The 18162-nt window shown below is 67.1% G+C and carries 20 protein-coding genes; 14 read left to right on the top strand and 6 right to left on the bottom strand.

Annotation, left to right across the window (positions count from 1 at the left end; genetic code table 11):
• Positions 1–22 precede the first annotated feature (22 nt).
• The 6 genes from FOZ74_RS09110 to FOZ74_RS09085 all read right to left on the bottom strand — a co-directional run bounded on the left by FOZ74_RS09110 (position 23) and on the right by FOZ74_RS09085 (position 7838).
• Positions 23–472 carry a type III secretion system chaperone gene (locus FOZ74_RS09110; RefSeq protein WP_146912769.1) on the bottom strand — a complete coding sequence of 150 codons (450 nt, stop codon included), beginning with the start codon at positions 470–472 and terminating at the stop codon, positions 23–25.
• A gap of 2 nt (positions 473–474) precedes the next feature.
• Entirely contained in the window at positions 475–3030 is a 2556-nt protein-coding gene (locus FOZ74_RS09105; protein WP_146912768.1) for an inositol phosphate phosphatase SopB, read from the bottom strand.
• 198 nt (positions 3031–3228) lie between these two features.
• Positions 3229–3609 carry a CesT family type III secretion system chaperone gene (locus tag FOZ74_RS09100; RefSeq protein ID WP_146912767.1) on the bottom strand — a complete coding sequence of 127 codons (381 nt, stop codon included), beginning with the start codon at positions 3607–3609 and terminating at the stop codon, positions 3229–3231.
• A gap of 3 nt (positions 3610–3612) precedes the next feature.
• Positions 3613–4725, bottom strand: a complete 1113-nt coding sequence (gene sctW / locus FOZ74_RS09095) for a type III secretion system gatekeeper subunit SctW (protein WP_146912766.1) — start codon at positions 4723–4725, stop codon at positions 3613–3615.
• Positions 4726–4833: 108 nt separating this feature from the next.
• Complete coding sequence (locus FOZ74_RS09090; protein ID WP_146912765.1) at positions 4834–5316, bottom strand: type III secretion system chaperone; 483 nt, start codon at positions 5314–5316, stop codon at positions 4834–4836.
• A 35-nt stretch (positions 5317–5351) separates the two neighbouring features.
• Positions 5352–7838, bottom strand: a complete 2487-nt coding sequence (locus tag FOZ74_RS09085) for a hypothetical protein (protein WP_146912764.1) — start codon at positions 7836–7838, stop codon at positions 5352–5354.
• A gap of 183 nt (positions 7839–8021) precedes the next feature.
• Here FOZ74_RS09085 and FOZ74_RS09080 point away from each other — a divergent pair, with 183 nt between their 5' ends.
• The 14 genes from FOZ74_RS09080 to FOZ74_RS09015 all read left to right on the top strand — a co-directional run bounded on the left by FOZ74_RS09080 (position 8022) and on the right by FOZ74_RS09015 (position 18156).
• Entirely contained in the window at positions 8022–8315 is a 294-nt protein-coding gene (locus FOZ74_RS09080) for a hypothetical protein (RefSeq protein ID WP_146912763.1), read from the top strand.
• A 361-nt stretch (positions 8316–8676) separates the two neighbouring features.
• Complete coding sequence (locus FOZ74_RS09075; RefSeq protein WP_146912762.1) at positions 8677–9327, top strand: hypothetical protein; 651 nt, start codon at positions 8677–8679, stop codon at positions 9325–9327.
• A 26-nt stretch (positions 9328–9353) separates the two neighbouring features.
• Positions 9354–9851 carry a SycD/LcrH family type III secretion system chaperone gene (locus tag FOZ74_RS09070; protein WP_186764561.1) on the top strand — a complete coding sequence of 166 codons (498 nt, stop codon included), beginning with the start codon at positions 9354–9356 and terminating at the stop codon, positions 9849–9851.
• A gap of 45 nt (positions 9852–9896) precedes the next feature.
• Complete coding sequence (gene sctB, locus FOZ74_RS09065) at positions 9897–10727, top strand: type III secretion system translocon subunit SctB (RefSeq protein ID WP_146912760.1); 831 nt, start codon at positions 9897–9899, stop codon at positions 10725–10727.
• Positions 10728–10750: 23 nt separating this feature from the next.
• On the top strand, positions 10751–11974 hold the full coding sequence (gene sctE / locus FOZ74_RS09060; RefSeq protein WP_146912759.1) for a type III secretion system translocon subunit SseC family protein: 1224 nt from the start codon (positions 10751–10753) through the stop codon (positions 11972–11974).
• Positions 11975–12002: 28 nt separating this feature from the next.
• Entirely contained in the window at positions 12003–12479 is a 477-nt protein-coding gene (locus FOZ74_RS16470) for a tetratricopeptide repeat protein (RefSeq protein WP_186764560.1), read from the top strand.
• A gap of 36 nt (positions 12480–12515) precedes the next feature.
• Positions 12516–12956 carry a hypothetical protein gene (locus FOZ74_RS09050; RefSeq protein WP_255437537.1) on the top strand — a complete coding sequence of 147 codons (441 nt, stop codon included), beginning with the start codon at positions 12516–12518 and terminating at the stop codon, positions 12954–12956.
• 37 nt (positions 12957–12993) lie between these two features.
• The gene (gene sctI, locus FOZ74_RS09045) at positions 12994–13428 is read left to right on the top strand and encodes a type III secretion system inner rod subunit SctI (RefSeq protein ID WP_146912758.1); all 435 of its coding nucleotides are present in this window, start codon (positions 12994–12996) and stop codon (positions 13426–13428) included.
• Entirely contained in the window at positions 13425–14264 is an 840-nt protein-coding gene (gene sctJ / locus FOZ74_RS09040) for a type III secretion system inner membrane ring lipoprotein SctJ (protein ID WP_146912757.1), read from the top strand. Before sctI ends, sctJ begins: the two co-directional genes overlap by 4 nt.
• Positions 14265–14350: 86 nt before the next feature.
• Positions 14351–15052, top strand: coding sequence for a hypothetical protein (locus FOZ74_RS09035; protein ID WP_146912756.1), 702 nt, complete (start codon positions 14351–14353; stop codon positions 15050–15052).
• Positions 15022–15663: an HrpE/YscL family type III secretion apparatus protein gene (locus tag FOZ74_RS09030; RefSeq protein WP_146912755.1), complete on the top strand. Its 642-nt coding sequence runs from the start codon at positions 15022–15024 to the stop codon at positions 15661–15663. Before FOZ74_RS09035 ends, FOZ74_RS09030 begins: the two co-directional genes overlap by 31 nt.
• A complete protein-coding gene (gene sctN, locus FOZ74_RS09025) occupies positions 15660–17045 on the top strand; it encodes a type III secretion system ATPase SctN (RefSeq protein ID WP_146912754.1) in 1386 nt (461 codons plus the stop codon). The genes FOZ74_RS09030 and sctN overlap by 4 nt, the downstream gene beginning before the upstream one ends.
• Positions 17042–17551, top strand: coding sequence for a type III secretion system stalk subunit SctO (gene sctO, locus FOZ74_RS09020; protein WP_146912753.1), 510 nt, complete (start codon positions 17042–17044; stop codon positions 17549–17551). Before sctN ends, sctO begins: the two co-directional genes overlap by 4 nt.
• Positions 17548–18156, top strand: a complete 609-nt coding sequence (locus FOZ74_RS09015) for a hypothetical protein (protein ID WP_146912752.1) — start codon at positions 17548–17550, stop codon at positions 18154–18156. Before sctO ends, FOZ74_RS09015 begins: the two co-directional genes overlap by 4 nt.
• The last annotated feature ends 6 nt before the right edge of the window (positions 18157–18162 follow it).

The following is an 18162-nucleotide window of genomic DNA, read 5'->3' as shown; positions in this document are numbered from 1 at the left end:
AAGGCGCGGTCGCGCGCCCGCCTCAGGCGGCCCAGACCCCCGGCGGCAGCGCTGCGGCGCCGGCAGGCGGGCTGCCGCCGGGCGCGCCCAGGCGCGTCTGTTCGGCCAGCGCCACCTCGGCAAAACGCGCCAGCTCCTGGGCCAGCCCGGCTGCGTCCAGGTCCTGCAGCGGCCACAGGCGCGCCAGGGTGAGCTGATCGCCCCACAGCGACCAGGTCGCTCCCTGGCTGCCTTCCCAGACATGGTTGGCAGCAAGCAGCCGGCGCAAGACGGCCTCGGGCCGGGCGGCCGGCAGGGCACCCACCTGGGCGTAGGCCAGCAGTGCCGCCTCCTGCTCCTGCAGCCGCAGCGTGAGCTCCAGGCGCTCGTCTATGCGCAGGCCGCAGGCGCCATCGGCGTCGGGTACGAGGGGCAGGCCCAGGACGTCACCCAGGGCGTGCAGCAGCGCATGGGCTTGTTCACGTGTGTTCATGTTCAGCTCTTGGTGTATCTGGAAAGACCGAGGAAATTGGCGGTGAGCTCATCGTCGCCGCCGCTTCCGCCAAACTGCTCGTACAGCGCACTGACGCCCAGCAGCTTGTAGCCTGCGTAGCCGGTGTTCAGGCGCTGCATCTCGAAGTTGCCGCTGTGCGTGACGACTTCATGGAACTGGGCGATCTCCTCCGGGCTGCGCACGCGTTCATAGTGCGGCACCCTGCCGCCGAGCTGCATCTGCAGCTTGAAGTGCTTGATCTCGGCGTCGAGCTCACCCGTCCTGTCTTTGCCACTCTTGCAGTTGAACATGACCTTCAGGCCGAACATCTCGGCCAGCACCGCCAGACGCGTGGGCATTTTGTAGGGTTCGCTGCCGGCCACGCGGTAGCTGCCGTCCTGCTGGATCTGCGCGATCTGCTGCGCCAGATCGCGCGCCTGCGACAGCCGCAATTCGATGGGCGCCAGCTGCGCCCGCAGCCGGCGGGCGCGCTCGCCATCGCCCGAGCGCTCGGCACTTGCGAGCTCAGCGCGCTTGTCCAGCACCTGCTGCTCCAGCTCGCGCATGCGGGAGCCGACCAGGCCGCCGGGCATGCCGCCCTGGGCGATGGTCTGGACGTCCTCACCCAGCAGCTTGCCCAGCGCCTCGCCGTTGAGGCCGGCGACGTTGTCCCAGCCGCCCACGAGCCATGAGGCCGAGCCCACGCCACCCGCATTCACGCCGTAATTGCAGGCCACGGGGTTCACCCGCAGCGTGATCTGGCGCGGCCGCCCCTCCTCGTCCAGCACCTCGAAGCTCTGCACACCGCTCACGTCCTTCCAGGCCTGCACCTGGTCTTGCACCATGCGCCGCTCGTTCTCGTGCGCGCCCTTGATCAGCGGGCGCACGTTGTCCGGCGTGAGCAACGATATGGACAGGATGTCCACCGGCACCTTCTCGCCGGCCAGCGCACGCTGCATCAACGCCGGGTCGGTCAGCACGGTGGCCAGCACCGTCTCGCGCGCGCGGTTGAGATTGGCCTGGCGGCGCATGGCGTCCACCAGCGCGGCGTCCTCGCGCACGGCGGCGAGCGTCTCCTTCAGGCTGATCGGGCCCAGATGGTGCTGCAGCTGCTGCGCCTCGTAGTCGGCCAGTCCGGTGTCGCTCAAGGTCTGCAGCAGGCGCACCTCACGCTCGTTCTCGCGCAGCCATTGCTCCTTGGGCAGCAGCTGCTCGACCATGGGGGCGAGCTCGTCGTCGCCCATGTGAGCAATCTCGCCCGGCGTGATGCCGAAGGCCGAGATCACGCCATGGCGCAGCCCGTCGAACAGCACCTGGCCCTGCCCGTCCGTGAGCCGAGTGCGCGCGAGGTTGACCGCATGGGTGTATTCAGCGCTGCTGTGGGCATTGAAACCCTTGCCCGCGTAGGCGCTGATGAAATTGCCCGCCGGGGTGGTTTCACTGTAGCTGAGCACCGTCTCGCTGCCCGATTGCAGCTGGATTTCCTTGACGATGGGCGCCCAGTCCTGATCCCTGTTGAGCACCTCGTTCATCGCATGGTGAAACGCGTGACCCACACCCCCGGGGTCGAGGCCGACTTGCTTGAAGACGGCCTTGAGCGTGTCCTGGATGATGGTCTGCTCGTCGATCCTGGGCGTGTTGGCCGCGGTGCGGTGGCTGTTCAGAAGTTCATTCACGTGCAGCTGGCGCGCGCGTTTCTGTTCGCCGCCGAAGAGCCAGCCCTTCAGGCCCGTGACCGGCTTCTTGCCCACCACTTGCGCGGCATTGCCGAGCTGGCCGGCGTGCTGCAGCGCCTGCGTGCGCAGGAAGTCCGCACGCGCCTGGAAGATCTCGGCGCGCGCCGCGTTCAGCGCCTGGCGCTGGGCGCCGCTCAGGTCGGCACGCTGCAGCTGCGCATCGATCACGCGCACCGCCCCCTCGGAAAACTGCGCCTTGCTCTGATACATGCCCGAGAGCGAGAGCGGTGAATCCACCACCGTGTGCCCGAGGTAGCTGATGCGGTCCTGCACCTGGGCCTGCAGGCTCTCGCACAGCGTCCGCACCTTGTCCTGCACGCCTTCGGGCAGGTCATCGAAGCCATCCTTCAGCAGCCCGGCAAGTTTGTCCTGCAGGCCATCGAGCCCCTCCATCTGCGCCATGAGCTTGTCGCCCACGGCCGGGCCGGCACTCAGCTGGGCATAGGCGTCCCCCAGCAGCTCCAGATGTTCGCGCAGCGCCTGCCCGGCGGCGCTCAGCTGGCCGCCATGGGCAGCACGGTCGGCTTCGGCGGCGTTGATGAGGGCATTGATCTGGCCCACCGTGGCATCGCGGCGCGTGCCTATCTGGTGCGCCGGCACGCCGTCCAGCCGCAGGTCGGTGAGCTTGCGCGCGCCGCCGACGCCGCCATTGACTGCACCACGTATGCTCTGGGGCAGCGACAGCGCAATACGGTGGGCGCCAGCCTGGCCACCGAGCGAGCCGACCGAGCGGCCCTCCTGCTTGCCGGTATCCAGGTTGATCGTCGCCAGCCATTGGGCGCTTTGCAGCTGGCTGCGGTTGCCGATGCTCTCCAGTGGCATGCTGTTTCTCCTTGCTCCAGCACGGCGCTGCACCGCGCAGCGCCGCCTCTCCCGGTTTGAGTAACGCCACCCAGGGTGCCAGTTCCACCGGAAAAATTTTGGTCTTTTTGGCCTCTGGCCCTTATGCAGAAACCGCTGACAGCTAGCGTTTTTGAATAGTCCGGCTGGGTGCGTGCCCGGATCTTGCTGCACCCCGCCTCAGTCGCTGCGCAGCCGCTGCAACAGGGTCTGCAAGCCCTGCATGGCCTGCTCCAGTTCGCGTGCGCCCAGCCCCTGCTCGGCCAGGCGCAGCGCCAGCACCAGCCAGTCCTGGCCGTCGGCACTGAACAGGCCGGGCTGGATCGCCGCCGCCCCCGCCTCGGGTAGCGCCGCACGCTTCATCGCGCGCAGCAGCAAGACGGTGGCCTCGTGTGCCGCCACGGGCTCGCTCAGGTGCACCACCACCTGCTCACCCTGGCGCGCCACGCCGAGGGCCGCGCCCGACGCAAAGCGCAGCTGCAGACTGTCATTGGGCCCGGGCGCCAGTGCAGCGATGCCTATCCGGTGGCCAAGATCGGCCAGTGCCTGTTCCATGGACATGGGTCAATACTCCTCGCGGTCTATGGCCACGTCCAGCGCTTCCTGCACCGCGTTGAAGACCGAAAAACGCTGTTCGCCATCGTTGAAGACCTGCGGTGGCATCTCGTGCAGCAAGCTCTTGACGCCACCGATGAAGGCAATCTGCGCCGCCACTTCGCGCGCGCCGTAGCTCTCGGACAAGCTGGAAAAGCGCGTCGGCGACAGCCAGTTTTCCGCACTCACCGCGACCAGTTCCTTCATCAGCGCGACCGCACCGGGGTTCGCGTTCAGGTCGTGCCTGGCTGCAAGCCCGGACAGCAGGCTCTGACAGCCTTCCAGCACGGTGGCAGCCACGCCAAGGTGGTAGATGTCCTGCACTAGGCTCTGCAGCCGTGCAGGCTCGGCGCTCGGGCGCTCGGCAGCCAGATCCTGGCCCAGCGCGCGCGTCAGGCGCTGCAGGCCGCGGGTGAAATCCTGCTCGCCAAAGCGCTCCACCACCAGCTGCAGGGTCTGGTTGAGCGTGGCCGCGCCCAGCACCACGTCGGCGTAGGCCTGCTGGAACCGCGCCACCTCGGCCGGCGCGCCCGCTTCCTCGGCCGCTGCGCCTATGGTGTTGATGTCCGCGCGGATGCGCGGGCCGTGGCTCATCTCCAGGTCTTCGAGTGCCTCCTGCAGACGCTCCAGCACGTCCGCCGCGGCGCCTTCGCGCTGGCCTTGGCCCAGCGCGTACTGCAGCGCCAGATACTGCGAGCCGGGGTTGTCAAAGCTCTCTCGCGCCAGCCTGGCAGGGTCGCCCTGGCCGGCAAGCATGCGCTTGGCAAGCGCCACGAGCTTTTCCGGCCCGTCGTTGCCCTCCGCGGCGTTGACGTAGGCTTCGATGGCCTCGGCGCTCATCAAGGCCAGCGGCCGGGCCAGCTCCTTCTTGCGCTCTGCGGTGTGCTTGGTTTCGGCCTTTTCGGAGTGGTGCAGGCTGATCTCTTCGGCCGCGTCGGTGAGCACCGAGTCGGCAGTGTCCACCACCACCTGCTGCTGGTTCAGCATGCCGCGCATGCCGGCGCTGGCGTCGGCGCCGGCACCGGCGTTCAGCCCCGGGCCAAAGCCGGCCAGGCCGGCTTGCGATGCATCAATGCGCTCCATCTCGATACTTTCTCATGTCCGCTTCAGGCAAAGACCGCGCCACCGCGCCGCCGCCGAGCCGTCGGCCCCGGCCGGCACGGCGAAAGCACCGGCGGCGCAGCCGCGCGGTCAAGCACGCAGAAAGTGGCCCATGTCCGGCACGCTCACGGCGGCGTCCACGCCTTGGCCGCCGATCGGTCCGGCGGTCAGGGCCGTCTGCACGGCCACGCGCTCGCTCCAGTCTTCCGCCGCCGCGATGAACTGCTCCACCAGTTTCACGAAGGCCGCGGCCGAGGTGGTTTCGGCCGGTACGCTGCGACACAGCACGATCTCGCGCAGGTGCGCGTCGATCGCGAGCGTGGCCCCGGCGGTATCGCCGCCGAACAGATTGGCTTCGAGCAGCGTGCGGTACAGGGCTTCGCCCCCGCGGGCCGGGGCCGCAGCGAGCACGCTGTAGATCTGGATGAGGCCGGCTTCGGCGTCGCGTTCGAAGTCGATCGCCAGGCTCGCACCCACCACCAGGCGCGCACAGCCCTGGTCGTCAAAATGCAATGCCTGCGGCAGGCCGGCGCTCTGGCCAAGGTCCAGCAGAAGTTGGTCGCATGAGGACATGTTCGGTTTCCTTCACAAGATGGGCAGGGCGCGGATCAGGGATTCTCGTCCTGTGGGGGCGCCGGCACGAGCTCGTAGCTGTACTCCAGCGGCTCATGCATGCGCACCGACAGGTCGGCGCCGATGTGCAGCGCAAAGCGATACTGCACCCGGCTTTGCTCGGGTTGCATCAGCACCGGGGCGCCCAGCCCTTCGGACGCATTGCGCGGCGCCGGAAAGAACATCGAGATATTGGAGGTCTCGTGCTTCACGGTAAGCAGCAGACCGCCCTCGCCATCGCTTTCGAAGCGGTAGTCGTTGTGCTCGACCCCCATCACGCGCCCCGGCGTGCCGTCGTCCAGGCGCAGCGGGCTCGATTGCGTGAGCATCACCGCCTGCATGCCGGCCTGCACGTTCTGGTTGGCCAGGCGTGTGGCCAGCATCAGCAGCGCATCGTTGTTGCCGGCAAGGGCACGCAGCTGCGCCACCGCCCCTGCCATGCGCGCATTTGCATCGGCCACGCCGGCGTCAAGCAGCTCGCGCGCCTGCCCCCCGTCGGTGGCTATGGCATAGCGGGCGCGCGGCAGGTCCTTGATGAAGCCGGCCGTCACCTGCCCGTGCACGTCGTGCGGCGGATCGGTCTGTGGCCGGGCGACCATGGCATCGATGTTTGCTTTCAGGGCATCCTGCACTGCCGGACCGCCCCGGCCGAAGCGCACGACAAGCCTGTCGTCGGGCGTGAGGGCCACGCCGTACTGGGCAAGCAGCAGCTCGCGCACCTGCGGCGCCTGCCCCGCCCAGCCCGGCTCTCCCGCGACCAGCTCGCGCGCCTGCAGCGCATTGCCCACGGCCTCACGCAGCAGGTGGATGTCGGTCACGCGATCGAACATGGTGGCGCCCAGACGCGGGTCGAAGGCTTCCGTCGACTGCCCGCCGGACAGCAGCAGGGAGGCGCTGTTGCTCAGCTCGGAAGCGAGCTCCTCCATCACCTGGCTGTTCAGGCGCTGCGACAGCGCCTGCAGCGCCGGCGTATCCATCTCCTGCATGGCGCGCTCCATCAGCCGTGCGCGAAAGTCCATGATCTCGTCGGCCCCTTCGGCCTTCATGCCCAGGTTCATGTGCACCTGCAGCGCCTCGTCGCCCAGGGGCTGCGCCCGGGCCAGCCCCTGCAGGCACGCCGCCAGGTTGCCCGTGGCCAGCGCCGTCAGCGCCGCCTGCGCGCCCTGGGCATAGGCGGACAGCACCTCTTCGCGCCGGCGGTTGGCATCCGCGGCCACCTGCGCCTGACCGGCCTGCACGCCAAGCGCACGCAATCCCTGGCCAAAGGCGTGCAACTGGCTGGAATTGAGCTCGGACAACTGGAGCAGATGGTCGGGCGTGAGGTAGTCCTCCAAATGCGCGAGTACGCGGGCGTGGGCGGCGTTCACCGCCTCGGGGAAACGCAGGTCGTGCACCTCGCTGTGTTCGCGCAGCTCGGCGAGCGCCTGGCCCATTTCGGCAACCTGGCGCATGTAGGCCTGGGGGCTGTGCAAGGGGCCGCCGGGGTCGTCCTCGGGCGCCAGGCCCGCGTGGCTGAGCAGTGCGGCAAAGCCCGTGGTCAAGGTCTGCTCCAGCTGTTCGGCACGCAGGCCGATCGCACCCATGACCACGAACGAGGCCGTCGTGGCATCGTGGCCTGCAAGCTGTCTCGTCTCGTTCATCAGCGCATGCAGTTCGCGCGTGGGCAGCTTGTTGACCATGGACGCCAGCGGCTCGAGCTCGCCCGCATCCTGCGCCTGACTGGTACGCTGCTCCAGTGCCTGCAGCACCAGCGCACGCTGCATGTGCCTGAGCTCATCCCGGGGCACGTTCCTGAAACCCTGCTGCTCCAGAACCTCACGCGCGGTGTTGTAGAGCTCCTGGAAGGCCCGCCCGGTGATGCCCTTGTCGGCAGCCTCCTCGGCCACCATCGAAATGGCCAGATCAAGGGGCTCGCGCAGCGCGGCCACTGCAGCTTCCACCGCGCCCTGTTCCATCGCACGGCGCACGGCGGCCAGCGTCGGGTCCCCCTTGAGCGCGGAATTCTCCGCCATGGCCAGGCCCGCATGCAGGGCTTCGCGTTGTGCCGGGCTCATGTTGGCAAGGTGCACCGCCGTGCGCTGCTCTATCAGGTCGGCATAGGCGAGGCCCCGACTCGTCGCGGGCCGGGCAGTGGTGGGCAAGGCTTGCAGCAGGCGCAGCGCGGTGGCGCCGTCCGCCATGTGCCCGCGGCCATGCGAGAGGGCACCGAGCAGCTCGCCAAGCTGCGCCCCCGACTCCTTCAGGCCGGCGCGGAACTTGGACCCGCTGCGCACCCCGTGCGGGGTCACCGCATTGAGCGCCCGCGAGGCCAGGCTCTGTATGCCGCGGCCTATGTCAGACAGCACGCGCCCGGCGCTGCGCGCAGGCTGCGCCTGACCCTGCTGAATCTGGCGCCCGCCCAATTGGCCCACGGGACTTTGCTGGAAATCGTGGCGTAGCGCGATGCCATGCATGGAGGCGCCGGGTTGGATGGCTGGTGGCATGTTCGTGGTGTCCTTTCGCTGACTTGAGTAACCGCTGTCAATCGCAAGTTCCACGAAAGATTCTTGCCGGAATCCGTATTGACCCGGCTGCATGGAACCATTTTTTGCGCTACGTTACTTATCCTGCGCAGATCGCGACATGGTCTTGTCGATTCCCGCCAAAACGCCCAGGAGAACTTACGCATGGCACACACCCCGTCCCCCGAAGAACGCGCCGCCCAAGTGCGGGAAGCCATCCACAACGCCGAGAAGGCGCTGGAGCGCGGCCAAAGATTTTTTGAGGAACATGGTCTGGACAGCGAAAAGGCCCATGCTTTTCTCAGCTCCAAGATGGACGAGAAGGCACAGACCGAGGCACGGCGCCAGTTTGAACAAGACATGCGGGACATTGATCAGGAGGTGCACGAGCAGGCCGCCCGTGAAGCCAGCCTGAATGCCGCGCCTTCCGCGCCTCGCAGGCATCGTCCCATGATTTGAAACAGCGGATTTGAAAATCCGTTGTCCATGAAAACCGGCGCGGGCAGGTGAAGCTGCTGAAACAGCGATGCCCCCGGAAGCCATCAAGTACTGAGGCGCAGCCAATACGGCGCTCATTGGAGCCTAAATGGCGAATGAACACGCCGCGCCTGCAGGATTGATCGACAAGAGGGATGGCGCCGCGGATGAACCCACGCGTCTGCAAAGCAGAATTCCAAGCCGAGAACAGGCTCCGACGCACAGCACGACATCCTTCCGAAGATCAAAAAGATTTCGTGGATCTGGAACCCAAGTGGCCCTGCCGTTACTTACCCTTCAAGTATTCCCGTACTTTTGAACATATTTATTCAAGGAGCTGAAAATGAGCATCTCTGGCGTTGGCAATGCTGCCATGCAAAACATCGATCTCCAGAACATGGATATTGAAACCCTGTTGATGACTGTTCAGTCGCAACGTGCCCAGTTGCTGGACGTGCAGTTAGCCAATCAAATCCAGGAAGTTCAGAACCGCAACGACAAGATCGCCAAGTTGAACGCCGTTCTGACTGCTCTGAACAAAATCGATGGCGAATTCAAGAAGGACAAATCCACCGAGAAACTTGGCAAAGACCTCTACCAGAAACACCAAGCCGAGCTGAAGGAGGCGTGCGATGCCGCCGGGATTTCGCTCGAAATATCCGACAAGGTGGACAACAGCGCGCAAATTGCAAAACTTGAAAAGATGGCAAAGGATTATCCTGGACTATCTTTTGCCTACAAGGGTCAGATCGACAGCCTGAAGATGACGCACAACCCCGACGGGGGGCTCTCTCCGAGCACAAAGAAAGGCGACATAACCACCGCCATCAACAACGTCAAAGGACAAATCGATGCGGCCAACAATTCCACCCAGATGGACATGCTTCGCTTGCAAAGCTTGACCAACAAGCGCAACGAAGCCTTCGACGTGATGACCAATTTCATCAAGAAGATGCAGGACAGCCGCTCCGCAATCATCGGCAACATGCGCTGATGGATGTTCGCCGAGGAAGCTTTGTTGTGAACAACGCCATGAGCAACACGACGCCCGAGCAGGAAGCCATGCCCTTGCAGGCCGAATTTCGCCAACTGCTGCTCAACGGCGGCATTCTGGCCAACATCTCGGGCATCACCGAGCAGGAGTGCGAAGGCCTTTACCAGTTTGGCCACGGCTTCTACAGCCAGGGCCGCTATCAGGAGGCTTTTCGCATCTTCGCGCTGCTCGTTACCTACAACCACCTGGAAGCACGTTATCTGATGGCACTGGCGGCGTCGGCGCAGATGCTGGGCCGCTATCGAGACGCGCTGCAGCACTACACCACGGCTACGCTGTTGTTGCTGACCGATCCGGCACCCTTGCTGTACAGCGCCGAATGCTGTATCGCGCTACGTCAGACGGAAGGCGCCATCGAATCCCTGCGACTGGCGCTTGAGCTTTGTGGCGACCAGCCCGAACACGCTGCGGTGCGCACCCGCGCCGAGGCGCTCCTCGCACCACTGCAAGCTGCGGCGCACTGAGAGACCGCCAGACCTCGGCAAAACTCTTCTACCTGGAGTACTTTCATGTCCATTTCCGGCACTACCAACCTCCCGCCGTCATCCAGCCTGCCGCCACAAGACCCCTCCGCTACCGGGCGCATCCAGTCCGGCGTGGGCGCCCAGTTCACGGACATCAGCGAGGCACGGCAACAGCTTCAGGGTCTGATCGACAGCGTTGCCGGCAGCTTGGCACGGTCCGATCTGCCGCTGCCGTCAAGCCCAAGCAGCAAGGCGGCATCCAGCACCCTGAATGCGATCGGACAGCTGTCCTTGCAGGAGATGCAGACCGACATCTACGCGGTCATGGCGCTGGTTGCCAAAAGCGCGCAGCAGCAGCGCAATTCAGCGCGCGAACTGCGCCACAGCGAAATGGCGGCGCAAGTCAAATCCCTGACCGACGCAGCCCAGGAGATCCGCAACGCCGCCAAGGATCGGCTGGCGGGTGCCATCCTGTCCGGCACCATGCAGATCGGCGCTGGCGCCGTGCAGATCGGCGGTGCCGCCAAGACCATGAAGGCCACGCAGAATGCGTTGGGGCAATCAGGTGTCAGCGACGCTCAGCTGGGTGCGCTCACTCAAGTCGCGGCCGGCTACAACACCACCACCCAAGCCGTCGGTCAAGTCATGACCGGCACCGGCAGCATCCTGGGCGGGATCATGGAACACCAGGCGGCGCAGCACGATGCCCGCAAGGCCGAGTTGGAAGCGGCGGCCAAGGCGCACGAAACCGCCACTCAGCAGGCAGGTGACGTGATGCAGCAGATGCAGGACATGCTGCGCGATATTCGCGACAAGCTCACCTCGATGGATCAGTCGCGCTCCGAAACCGCGCGCGGTATCGCACGCAACATCTGATCCGCTTCCTGGAAGGCCAAACCATGACGAGTATTTCAGCCGCCGGCACCCCGCCCACCGGTCTTGGGCAGATGCAAACCGACGCCAACCTGGCTGCGCTGCAGCAGGCAGCGGGGACGATCACGACGCAGCCGATGAGCGCCGCACTGATGGCGCAGCTGCAGGCAACGCTCAATACCACGCCGTCCAAGGGCGACGGCGTGAAGAACGAGCTGAACGCACCGGCCATCGCGGCCCCGATATCGCAGCTGTCCGCGGACGATCTGATCGCCCTGCTGCAGCACATGAAGAGCAAATCGCAGGATCAGCAAGTCAAGACGGCCCAATTGGGCCTGGAAAAATCCCGCATCGATGCGAAGCAAAACAACGAGGCGCAGCAGAAAAAAATCAAGGAATGGATACAGAAGTGCGAAAAGGAGGCCAAGGCGGGTTTTCTTGGCAAGCTTTTCGGCTGGATAGGCAAGATTTTTGCCGTGATTGCTGCCGCCATAGCCGTGGTGGCGTCGGTGGTGGCCACACCGTTTTCCGGCGGTGCGGCGGCAGCGCTGACGGCACTGGCGGTCGTGGGTCTGGTGGCTGCGACGATGTCACTGGCCGACCAGATATCCAAGGAGGCCGGGGGGCCGGAGATCAGCCTGTCCAACATGATGACCAAGATGGTCGGCGGCCTGCTCAAGGCCTTCGGCGTGCCCGAGGAAAAGGCCGAGCAGATCGGCCGCGCCATGGCCGGCGCACTGGCGATACTGGCACCGGTGGCCGTGCTGGTCGAGCCGCAGCTGCTGGGCACGATGGTGCAGGGCATCGCCCAGCTGGCGGGCGCAGATGCCAAGACCACGATGGCGCTGACCATGGCGTTCAGCATGGCAGCGGCCCTGACGGTCGGAATAGGTACGGCGGTGGCCAGCGGCAACCTGGCCAAGATGTCCGACCCGCTGATGAAAGCCGTCAAGTCCATCGTTGATGCCGTGGCGCAGACCGTCAGTGCCACGACGCAGATCGGCCAAGGTGCCGCCAATATCGCCAAGGGCGTTTATGCGGAACAGGGCGAGAAGGCACAGGCCGACAAGAAGGAACTGGAGGCCTTCCTGCTGAAAATCAATCAGACGATGGAGGATCAGCGCGAAGAATTGCGCAAGCTCATCCAGCAGCTGGAGGAAGGTGTTCTGGCTGTTAGCCAGATGATCCAGAACGCTGCCGAGAGCATGTCCCAGATCACCAGCAACATCGGCAAACGCGCCGCCGTCTGACCCTGAACACGTTTGCGGAGAGATTTGCATGAACACGCCACAAACACGGCTACAAAGCGATGCAGACCGCTTTGCCGCCGATTTCACCCGCGGCTTTGAAGAGCTGCAGGCATCGCGGCGCTTCACCGCCGAGCAACTGGAAGTGATCTACGCCCTGGCCTATTCGCACGTGCAGCAGCAGCAATGGCAAAAGGCCCTGGCGATCTTCGCCTTCCTGTCGCAATACGGGCCGACGCGTTCGCACTACCTGGCCGGCCTGGCGCTGTGTCTGCAGATGGTGCAGCGCCACGACGAGGCGATCAACATCCATTCGCTGATGCTCGTGCTCTTTCCCGAGCAGCTCGCGCCCCTGCTGCACATCGCCGAAAGCCAGCTCGCCCTGGGCGAGCGCGCGGCGGCGGTCAAAACGCTGCAACAGCTCGACGCCGCGCTTCCCGCCGGGGTTATGCTTCAGCAGCGCGCCCAGGCCCTGCTGGAGCGCCTGGCGAGCACCGCCAGCGCCTGAGCCTTGCAAGAATGCCCATGGGCCCACTGCTTGTCGATGACCGCTGAATCCGCGCTGCTGGGCAGCGACGATATCCGTCTGCTCACCGAAATCGGCTTTCTTGCTGCCGGTCGCGGTGAGCTCGCGCGCGCTGAAGCCATCTTCGGCGCGCTCGCCTTGCTGCGCCCCCAGCGCGCGTTCGCCCACGTCGGCATCGCCCTGGCCTTGATGAACCGGGGGCGCCCCGGCGAGGCGGCGGCGCGCACCGAGCGCGTGCAGTTGCCCGCCGGCCCCGAACGCGAGCTGCTGGCTGCCGTGCGCGGCCTGGCCTTGCAGCTCGACCGCCGCAACGCCGAGGCCACGCGCCTGCTGCAGTCCGTCGTCCACCCGCATGCAAACGCCCGGGAGCCGGCAAGCGATGGCGTGCGCCTGGCCCGGCGGCTGCTGGGCGAGGACGTGTCCGCCGCCCCTGCCGCGCTGGCCACCGCCCCGGTCTGAGCAGGTGTAAACGCCCCCACGCATCCGGAGCCCGCCCATGGAAATCGCATCCGCCCACCTCGTTGCGCAACTGGCGCAAACACTGCCGAGCCCGGCGCCAGCGGCGGAGCCGCCTGCGCTGGCAGCGGGGCCCGACGCTCTGGCGGCGGCACGCTTTCAAAGCCTGATGCAGGCACCGCCGGCAGAACTGACCGCGCCCGCTGCGGCGGCGCAGCAAGCGCTGGGCAGCGCTGCGCCGCTGAGCGTTTCACTGGGCGACCGCATTCTGTCGGGCATGCAGCACACTGCAGGCAGCGTGCAAGGCACCTGGCGCTCGGTGGCCGACAAGCTCAATTCCCCGCTGCCCATGGACACGCGCGAGATGCTGCAGGTCCAGCTGCAGCTGTCGCAGGTAGCGGTGCAGTACGAGCTGCTGGGCAAAGCGATTTCGCGCAGCACGCAAAACATTGACCAACTGGTGCGCATCCAATGAGCTTGCACCGTGCCCCCTCTTTCTGGCGCCGCGCGCTGCATGGTCTGGTGCTGTCCCTGAGCCTGCTGCTGCTGGCCTGCGGCGGACGCGTGGACCTGATGGGCGCCGTGCCCGAAGACGAGGCCAACGAGGTGCTGGCGGTGCTGCTCAAGGCCGAGGTCAATGCGGTCAAGACCCCCGGCAAGGACGGCCTGGTCGGCGTGCAGGTGAGCAGCCAGCAGGTGGGCCAGGCCTTGCAGGTGCTGCGCGACAACGGGCTGCCGCGCGAGCGCTACGCGGGTATGGGCCAGGTGTTCAAGAAGGAAGGCCTGATCTCCTCGCCACTGGAAGAGCGCGCGCGCTATGTGTATGCGCTGTCGCAGGAGCTCTCGGGCACGCTGTCCAAGATCGACGGCGTGCTCTACGCGCGCGTGCACGTGGTGCTGCCCGAGCGCGGCGTGGCCGGCGAGCCGGGCGTGCCCTCCACCGCCGCGGTGTTCATCAAGCACCAGGAGGGGCGCGACCTGGAGCTGCTGCAGCCGCAGATACGGCGGCTGGTGACCAACAGCATTCCGGGCCTCTCGCCCGAGCGTGTCTCCATCGTCTTCGTTTCCGCCCCGGCGGCGGAGGAAGCGGCTGCCAGCCCGCCGCTCGCCCACGTGATGGGTATCGGGGTCAGCGCCGATGCGGCCGCCCGCTTGCAGGCGCTGCTCTGGGGCCTGGTGATCGCGCTGCTGCTGGCGCTGGGCGCCGCCGGCTGGCTGACCTGGCGCTTTGCCCTGCCCGCCTGGAAGGACGGCAAGAAGGCTGCGGGCGGGCTGCAGACAGCACAGGGAGCGCAACATGGCACAGCCTGAGATAGCCACTTTTATGGTAGCTGTCAGCGCCCGCCACACAAGCGTTTGAGGCCATTTTCTTTTAAAACAACGGGGACAGCACTGAAGTGGCCACGAGCGCGACACCTGCTGCATGGCACGGCCTGGGGCATCCGGCGCTGGCGCAGCTGCTGCGCTTCAACCAGCTGCCCAGCTTGCTGCTGCACCCCGAGCAGGCACAGGAGCTGGCGCCGCCCGAGGGCTGGAGCAGCCCGCTGGCCCAGCGCCCCGGCGTGCTGGCCGCGCTGCACAAGCGCTGGTCCGCGCGCCTGCTGCAGGGCCTGGGCAGCGCGGCCACGCCGGTACTGGACCTGAGCCTGCCCGCTCTGGCGCTGGCGCTGGCGGACGCCGGTCTGCTGGCTCGCCTGGCGCGCGCGCTCGGCTTGGCGCTGCTGGCGCGCGAGCTGCGCCGCGTCATCGTGCGCGACGAGGTGCTGGCGCTGCGCCAGGCGCTCGGCGCCGAAGAGGTCCGACAGGCGCTCGACGAGAGCCCGCACGCCCACCCCGAGCTCGAAGACGCGCAGCTCTGGCTGGCCCACGGCTGGACAGCGGCGCCCGAGCTGCTCGGCAGCTGCGTGCTCGCGCGCGCCTGGGAGGATGCACCCGCTCCGCTCGCGCGGCGTGCCGACTGGCGCCTGCCGCCGCTATCCTTGAGCGCCCAGGCACGCGCAGGCCTGCCGCTGCCACCAAGCGCGGCGCGCACACTGTGCCTGCGCCGACTTGAACAGATGGATCCCGCATGGCTTTCCTGCTTTACCGCGACGCACTGAGCCCCACGCGCACCCTGGCCAGCCGCGTGCCGCCGGGCACACGCATCGTGCGCGCCGCCGACGTGGCCGCGCTCGGCGAGGCCGACGCGCTGCTGGCCGACGCCCGCGCGCAGGCCGAGGCCATCGTCGCGGCCGCGCAAGGCGCGTTCGACGAAGAGCGCCAGCGCGGCTACCAGGACGGCCTGATGCAAGCGCGCATGGAGCAGGCCGAAAAGATGATCGACACCGTGAGCCGCACGGTGGACTACTTTGCCCAGGTCGAGCAGGAGATGGTGGCGCTGGTGATGGGCGCGGTGCGCAAGATCGTCGAAGGCTTTGACGACGAGCAGCGCGTGCTGGCCGTGGTGAAGAATGCGCTGTCGGTGGTGCGCAACCAGAAGCAGATGACGCTGCGCCTGCACCCCAGTCAGGTCGAGGTGGTGCGCGCGCGCGTGAACGACCTGCTGGCCGCCTACCCCGGCGTGGGCTATCTGGACATCCTGGCCGACGGCCGCCTGGCGCCCGACAGCTGCATTCTGGAGAGCGAGATCGGCATGGTCGAGGCCAGCATCGAAGGGCAGATCGCCGCACTGCAGGCCGCCTTCCAGAAGATCCTGGGCAACCGCGTATGAACGACTTGGCCGCCCCTCCCGCCGCGCCGGCGCGCAGCAACCGCCAGTTCGACTACATCACCGAGATGATGGAGCTGGCGCTGCAGGACACTTCCACGCTGCGCATCAAGGGGCGCGTCACCCAGGTGATAGGCACCATCATCAAGGCGGTGGTGCCGACGGTGAAGGTGGGCGAGGTCTGCCTGCTGCACAACCCCGGTGAAGACTTCGAGATGAAGGCCGAGGTGGTGGGTTTCGTGCGCGACGCGGCGCTGCTCACGCCCATAGGCGACATGTATGGCATCTCGGCCGCCACCGAGGTGATTCCGACCGGACGCTCGCACATGGTGCCGGTGGGCTTCGGCCTTCTGGGGCGGGTGCTCGACGGCCTGGGGCGGCCGCTGGACGAGGCCGAGCGCGGCCCGCTGGAGGCGACCAAGTACTACCCGGTGTTTGCCGAGGCGCCCGACCCGCTCACGCGACGCATCATCCGCGAGCCGCTGGAGCTGGGCGTGCGTGCGCTCGACGGCTTGCTCACTTGCGGCGAAGGCCAGCGCATGGGCATCTTCGCAGCCGCGGGCGGCGGCAAGTCCACGCTCATGGCCATGCTGGTCAAAGGCGCGGCGGTGGACGTGACGGTGGTGGCGCTGATCGGCGAGCGCGGGCGCGAGGTGCGCGAATTCCTCGAGCACGACCTCGGCCCCGAGGGTCGGCGCAAGGCCGTCATCGTCTGCGCCACCAGCGACAAGTCCTCCATGGAGCGCTCCAAGGCGGCCTACGTGGCCACGGCGATTGCCGAGTTCTTCCGCGACCAGGGCAAGAAGGTGCTGTTCCTGATGGATTCGGCCACCCGCTTTGCGCGCGCCCAGCGCGAGATTGGCCTGGCTGCGGGTGAGCCGCCCACGCGCCGGGGCTTTCCGCCCAGCGTGTTCGCCACGCTGCCCAAGCTGATGGAGCGCACCGGCATGAACCACCTGGGCTCGATCACGGCGCTGTACACCGTGCTGGTGGAAGGCGACGACATGACCGAGCCGATCGCCGACGAAACCCGCTCCATCCTGGACGGGCACATCGTGCTCTCGCGCAAGCTGGGCGCGGCCAACCACTACCCGGCCATCGACGTGCTGGCCTCGGCCTCGCGTGTGATGAACGCGGTGATCACGCCCGAGCACAAGAAGCTCGCCGGGCGCCTGCGCGAGCTCATGGCCAAGTACGAGGAGGTGGAGCTGCTGGTCAAGATCGGCGAATACAAGCGCGGGGGCGACCCGAACACCGACGAGGCGATCGACAAGATCGAGGCGATACGCGCCTTCCTCAGGCAGCGCACCGATGAGCGCTGCGGCATGGAGGAAACCCTCCAGCGCCTGGCCGACCTGGTCGGCCCGGGTGGAGCCAGGCCATGAGCGTGTTTCGCGACCTGCTGCGCATCAAGACCTTCCGCGAGGACCAGGCCGAGCTCCAGGTGCGCCACCAGCGCGAACAGGCGCGCCAGGCGCGCCAGGAACGCGAGCAGGCCCAGGCCCTGCTGGAGCGCCTGCTGCGCGAAGGCGTGGAGGTGGAACTGCGCATGTACCGCGAGCTGTGCGAGCGCATCGTGCGCCTGCGCGAGATCGAGGACGTGCAACTGGCCGTAGCCGGTTTGCGCCAGCGCGAGGCCACGCAAGAGGACGCGGTGCAAAGCGCGCTCGGCCAGGAGCAGCAGGCCGATGCGGCGCTGCAGCAAGCCCGCCAGGCGCACAAGGAGGCCACGCGCCAGAAGGAGAAGTTCATTGACCTGTCGGCCAACTTCGACAGCGAGCGAGCGCGCGAGGCCGAGCGCCGCGAAGACCTGGAAATGGAAGAAGCCGCCAGCGTGCGCCGCGACCGCGAGGAATGGGACGTGAGCGAGCCCGAGGAGGAAGGCGCATGACCGGCAGCGACCGCGGCATCCACCTGGACATCGGCCTGCCGCCGCGCTCCGATCCACGCCACACCGCCGGCGACAGCGGCCTGGCCAAGCCCGGCAAGGGCGGGCGCGACGAGCAGCAACTGCAGCAGGACGCCGGCCGCATGCAGTCGCTGTTGCAACAGGCACCCGCGGCATCCGCCGCCCCGGCACCCCAGGCCGAACGCCCTTTCGACCTGTTTGGCCAGGGTATGTCCGGCGTTGCGGCAGTCACCGGCCCGGCTGCCCCCGCGCCCGGAACCGGCGCGCTCGCCGGCCTGGACGAGCGCCTGTCGCAAATGGCCCGGCGCCTGCTGGTGGGTGAAGGCCGCCACGGCGGCCAGGCCGTGCAGATGCAGCTGGCCGACGACGACCTGCCCGGCGTGGTGCTGGAAGTCTTCGAGGACGAAGGCGCGCTGATCGCCCAGTTCACCTGCTCGCAGGAAGACCCGCGCGAGCGCCTGGCGCGCAACGCCCCCTGGCTAGCCGAGCAACTGGCCGAGCGCCTGCAGCGCGCCACCCTGGTACGCGTGCTGGCCGACGACCCCGAGGACCCCTGCCCCGTGGAGGCCCGCGCGGGCCGTGCCTGACCCCTG

It is taken from the genome of Comamonas flocculans (assembly GCF_007954405.1).
In the GTDB taxonomy this organism is placed as follows: domain Bacteria; phylum Pseudomonadota; class Gammaproteobacteria; order Burkholderiales; family Burkholderiaceae_C; genus Comamonas_C; species Comamonas_C flocculans.
This window is presented reverse-complemented; position numbering and strand designations above follow the sequence as displayed.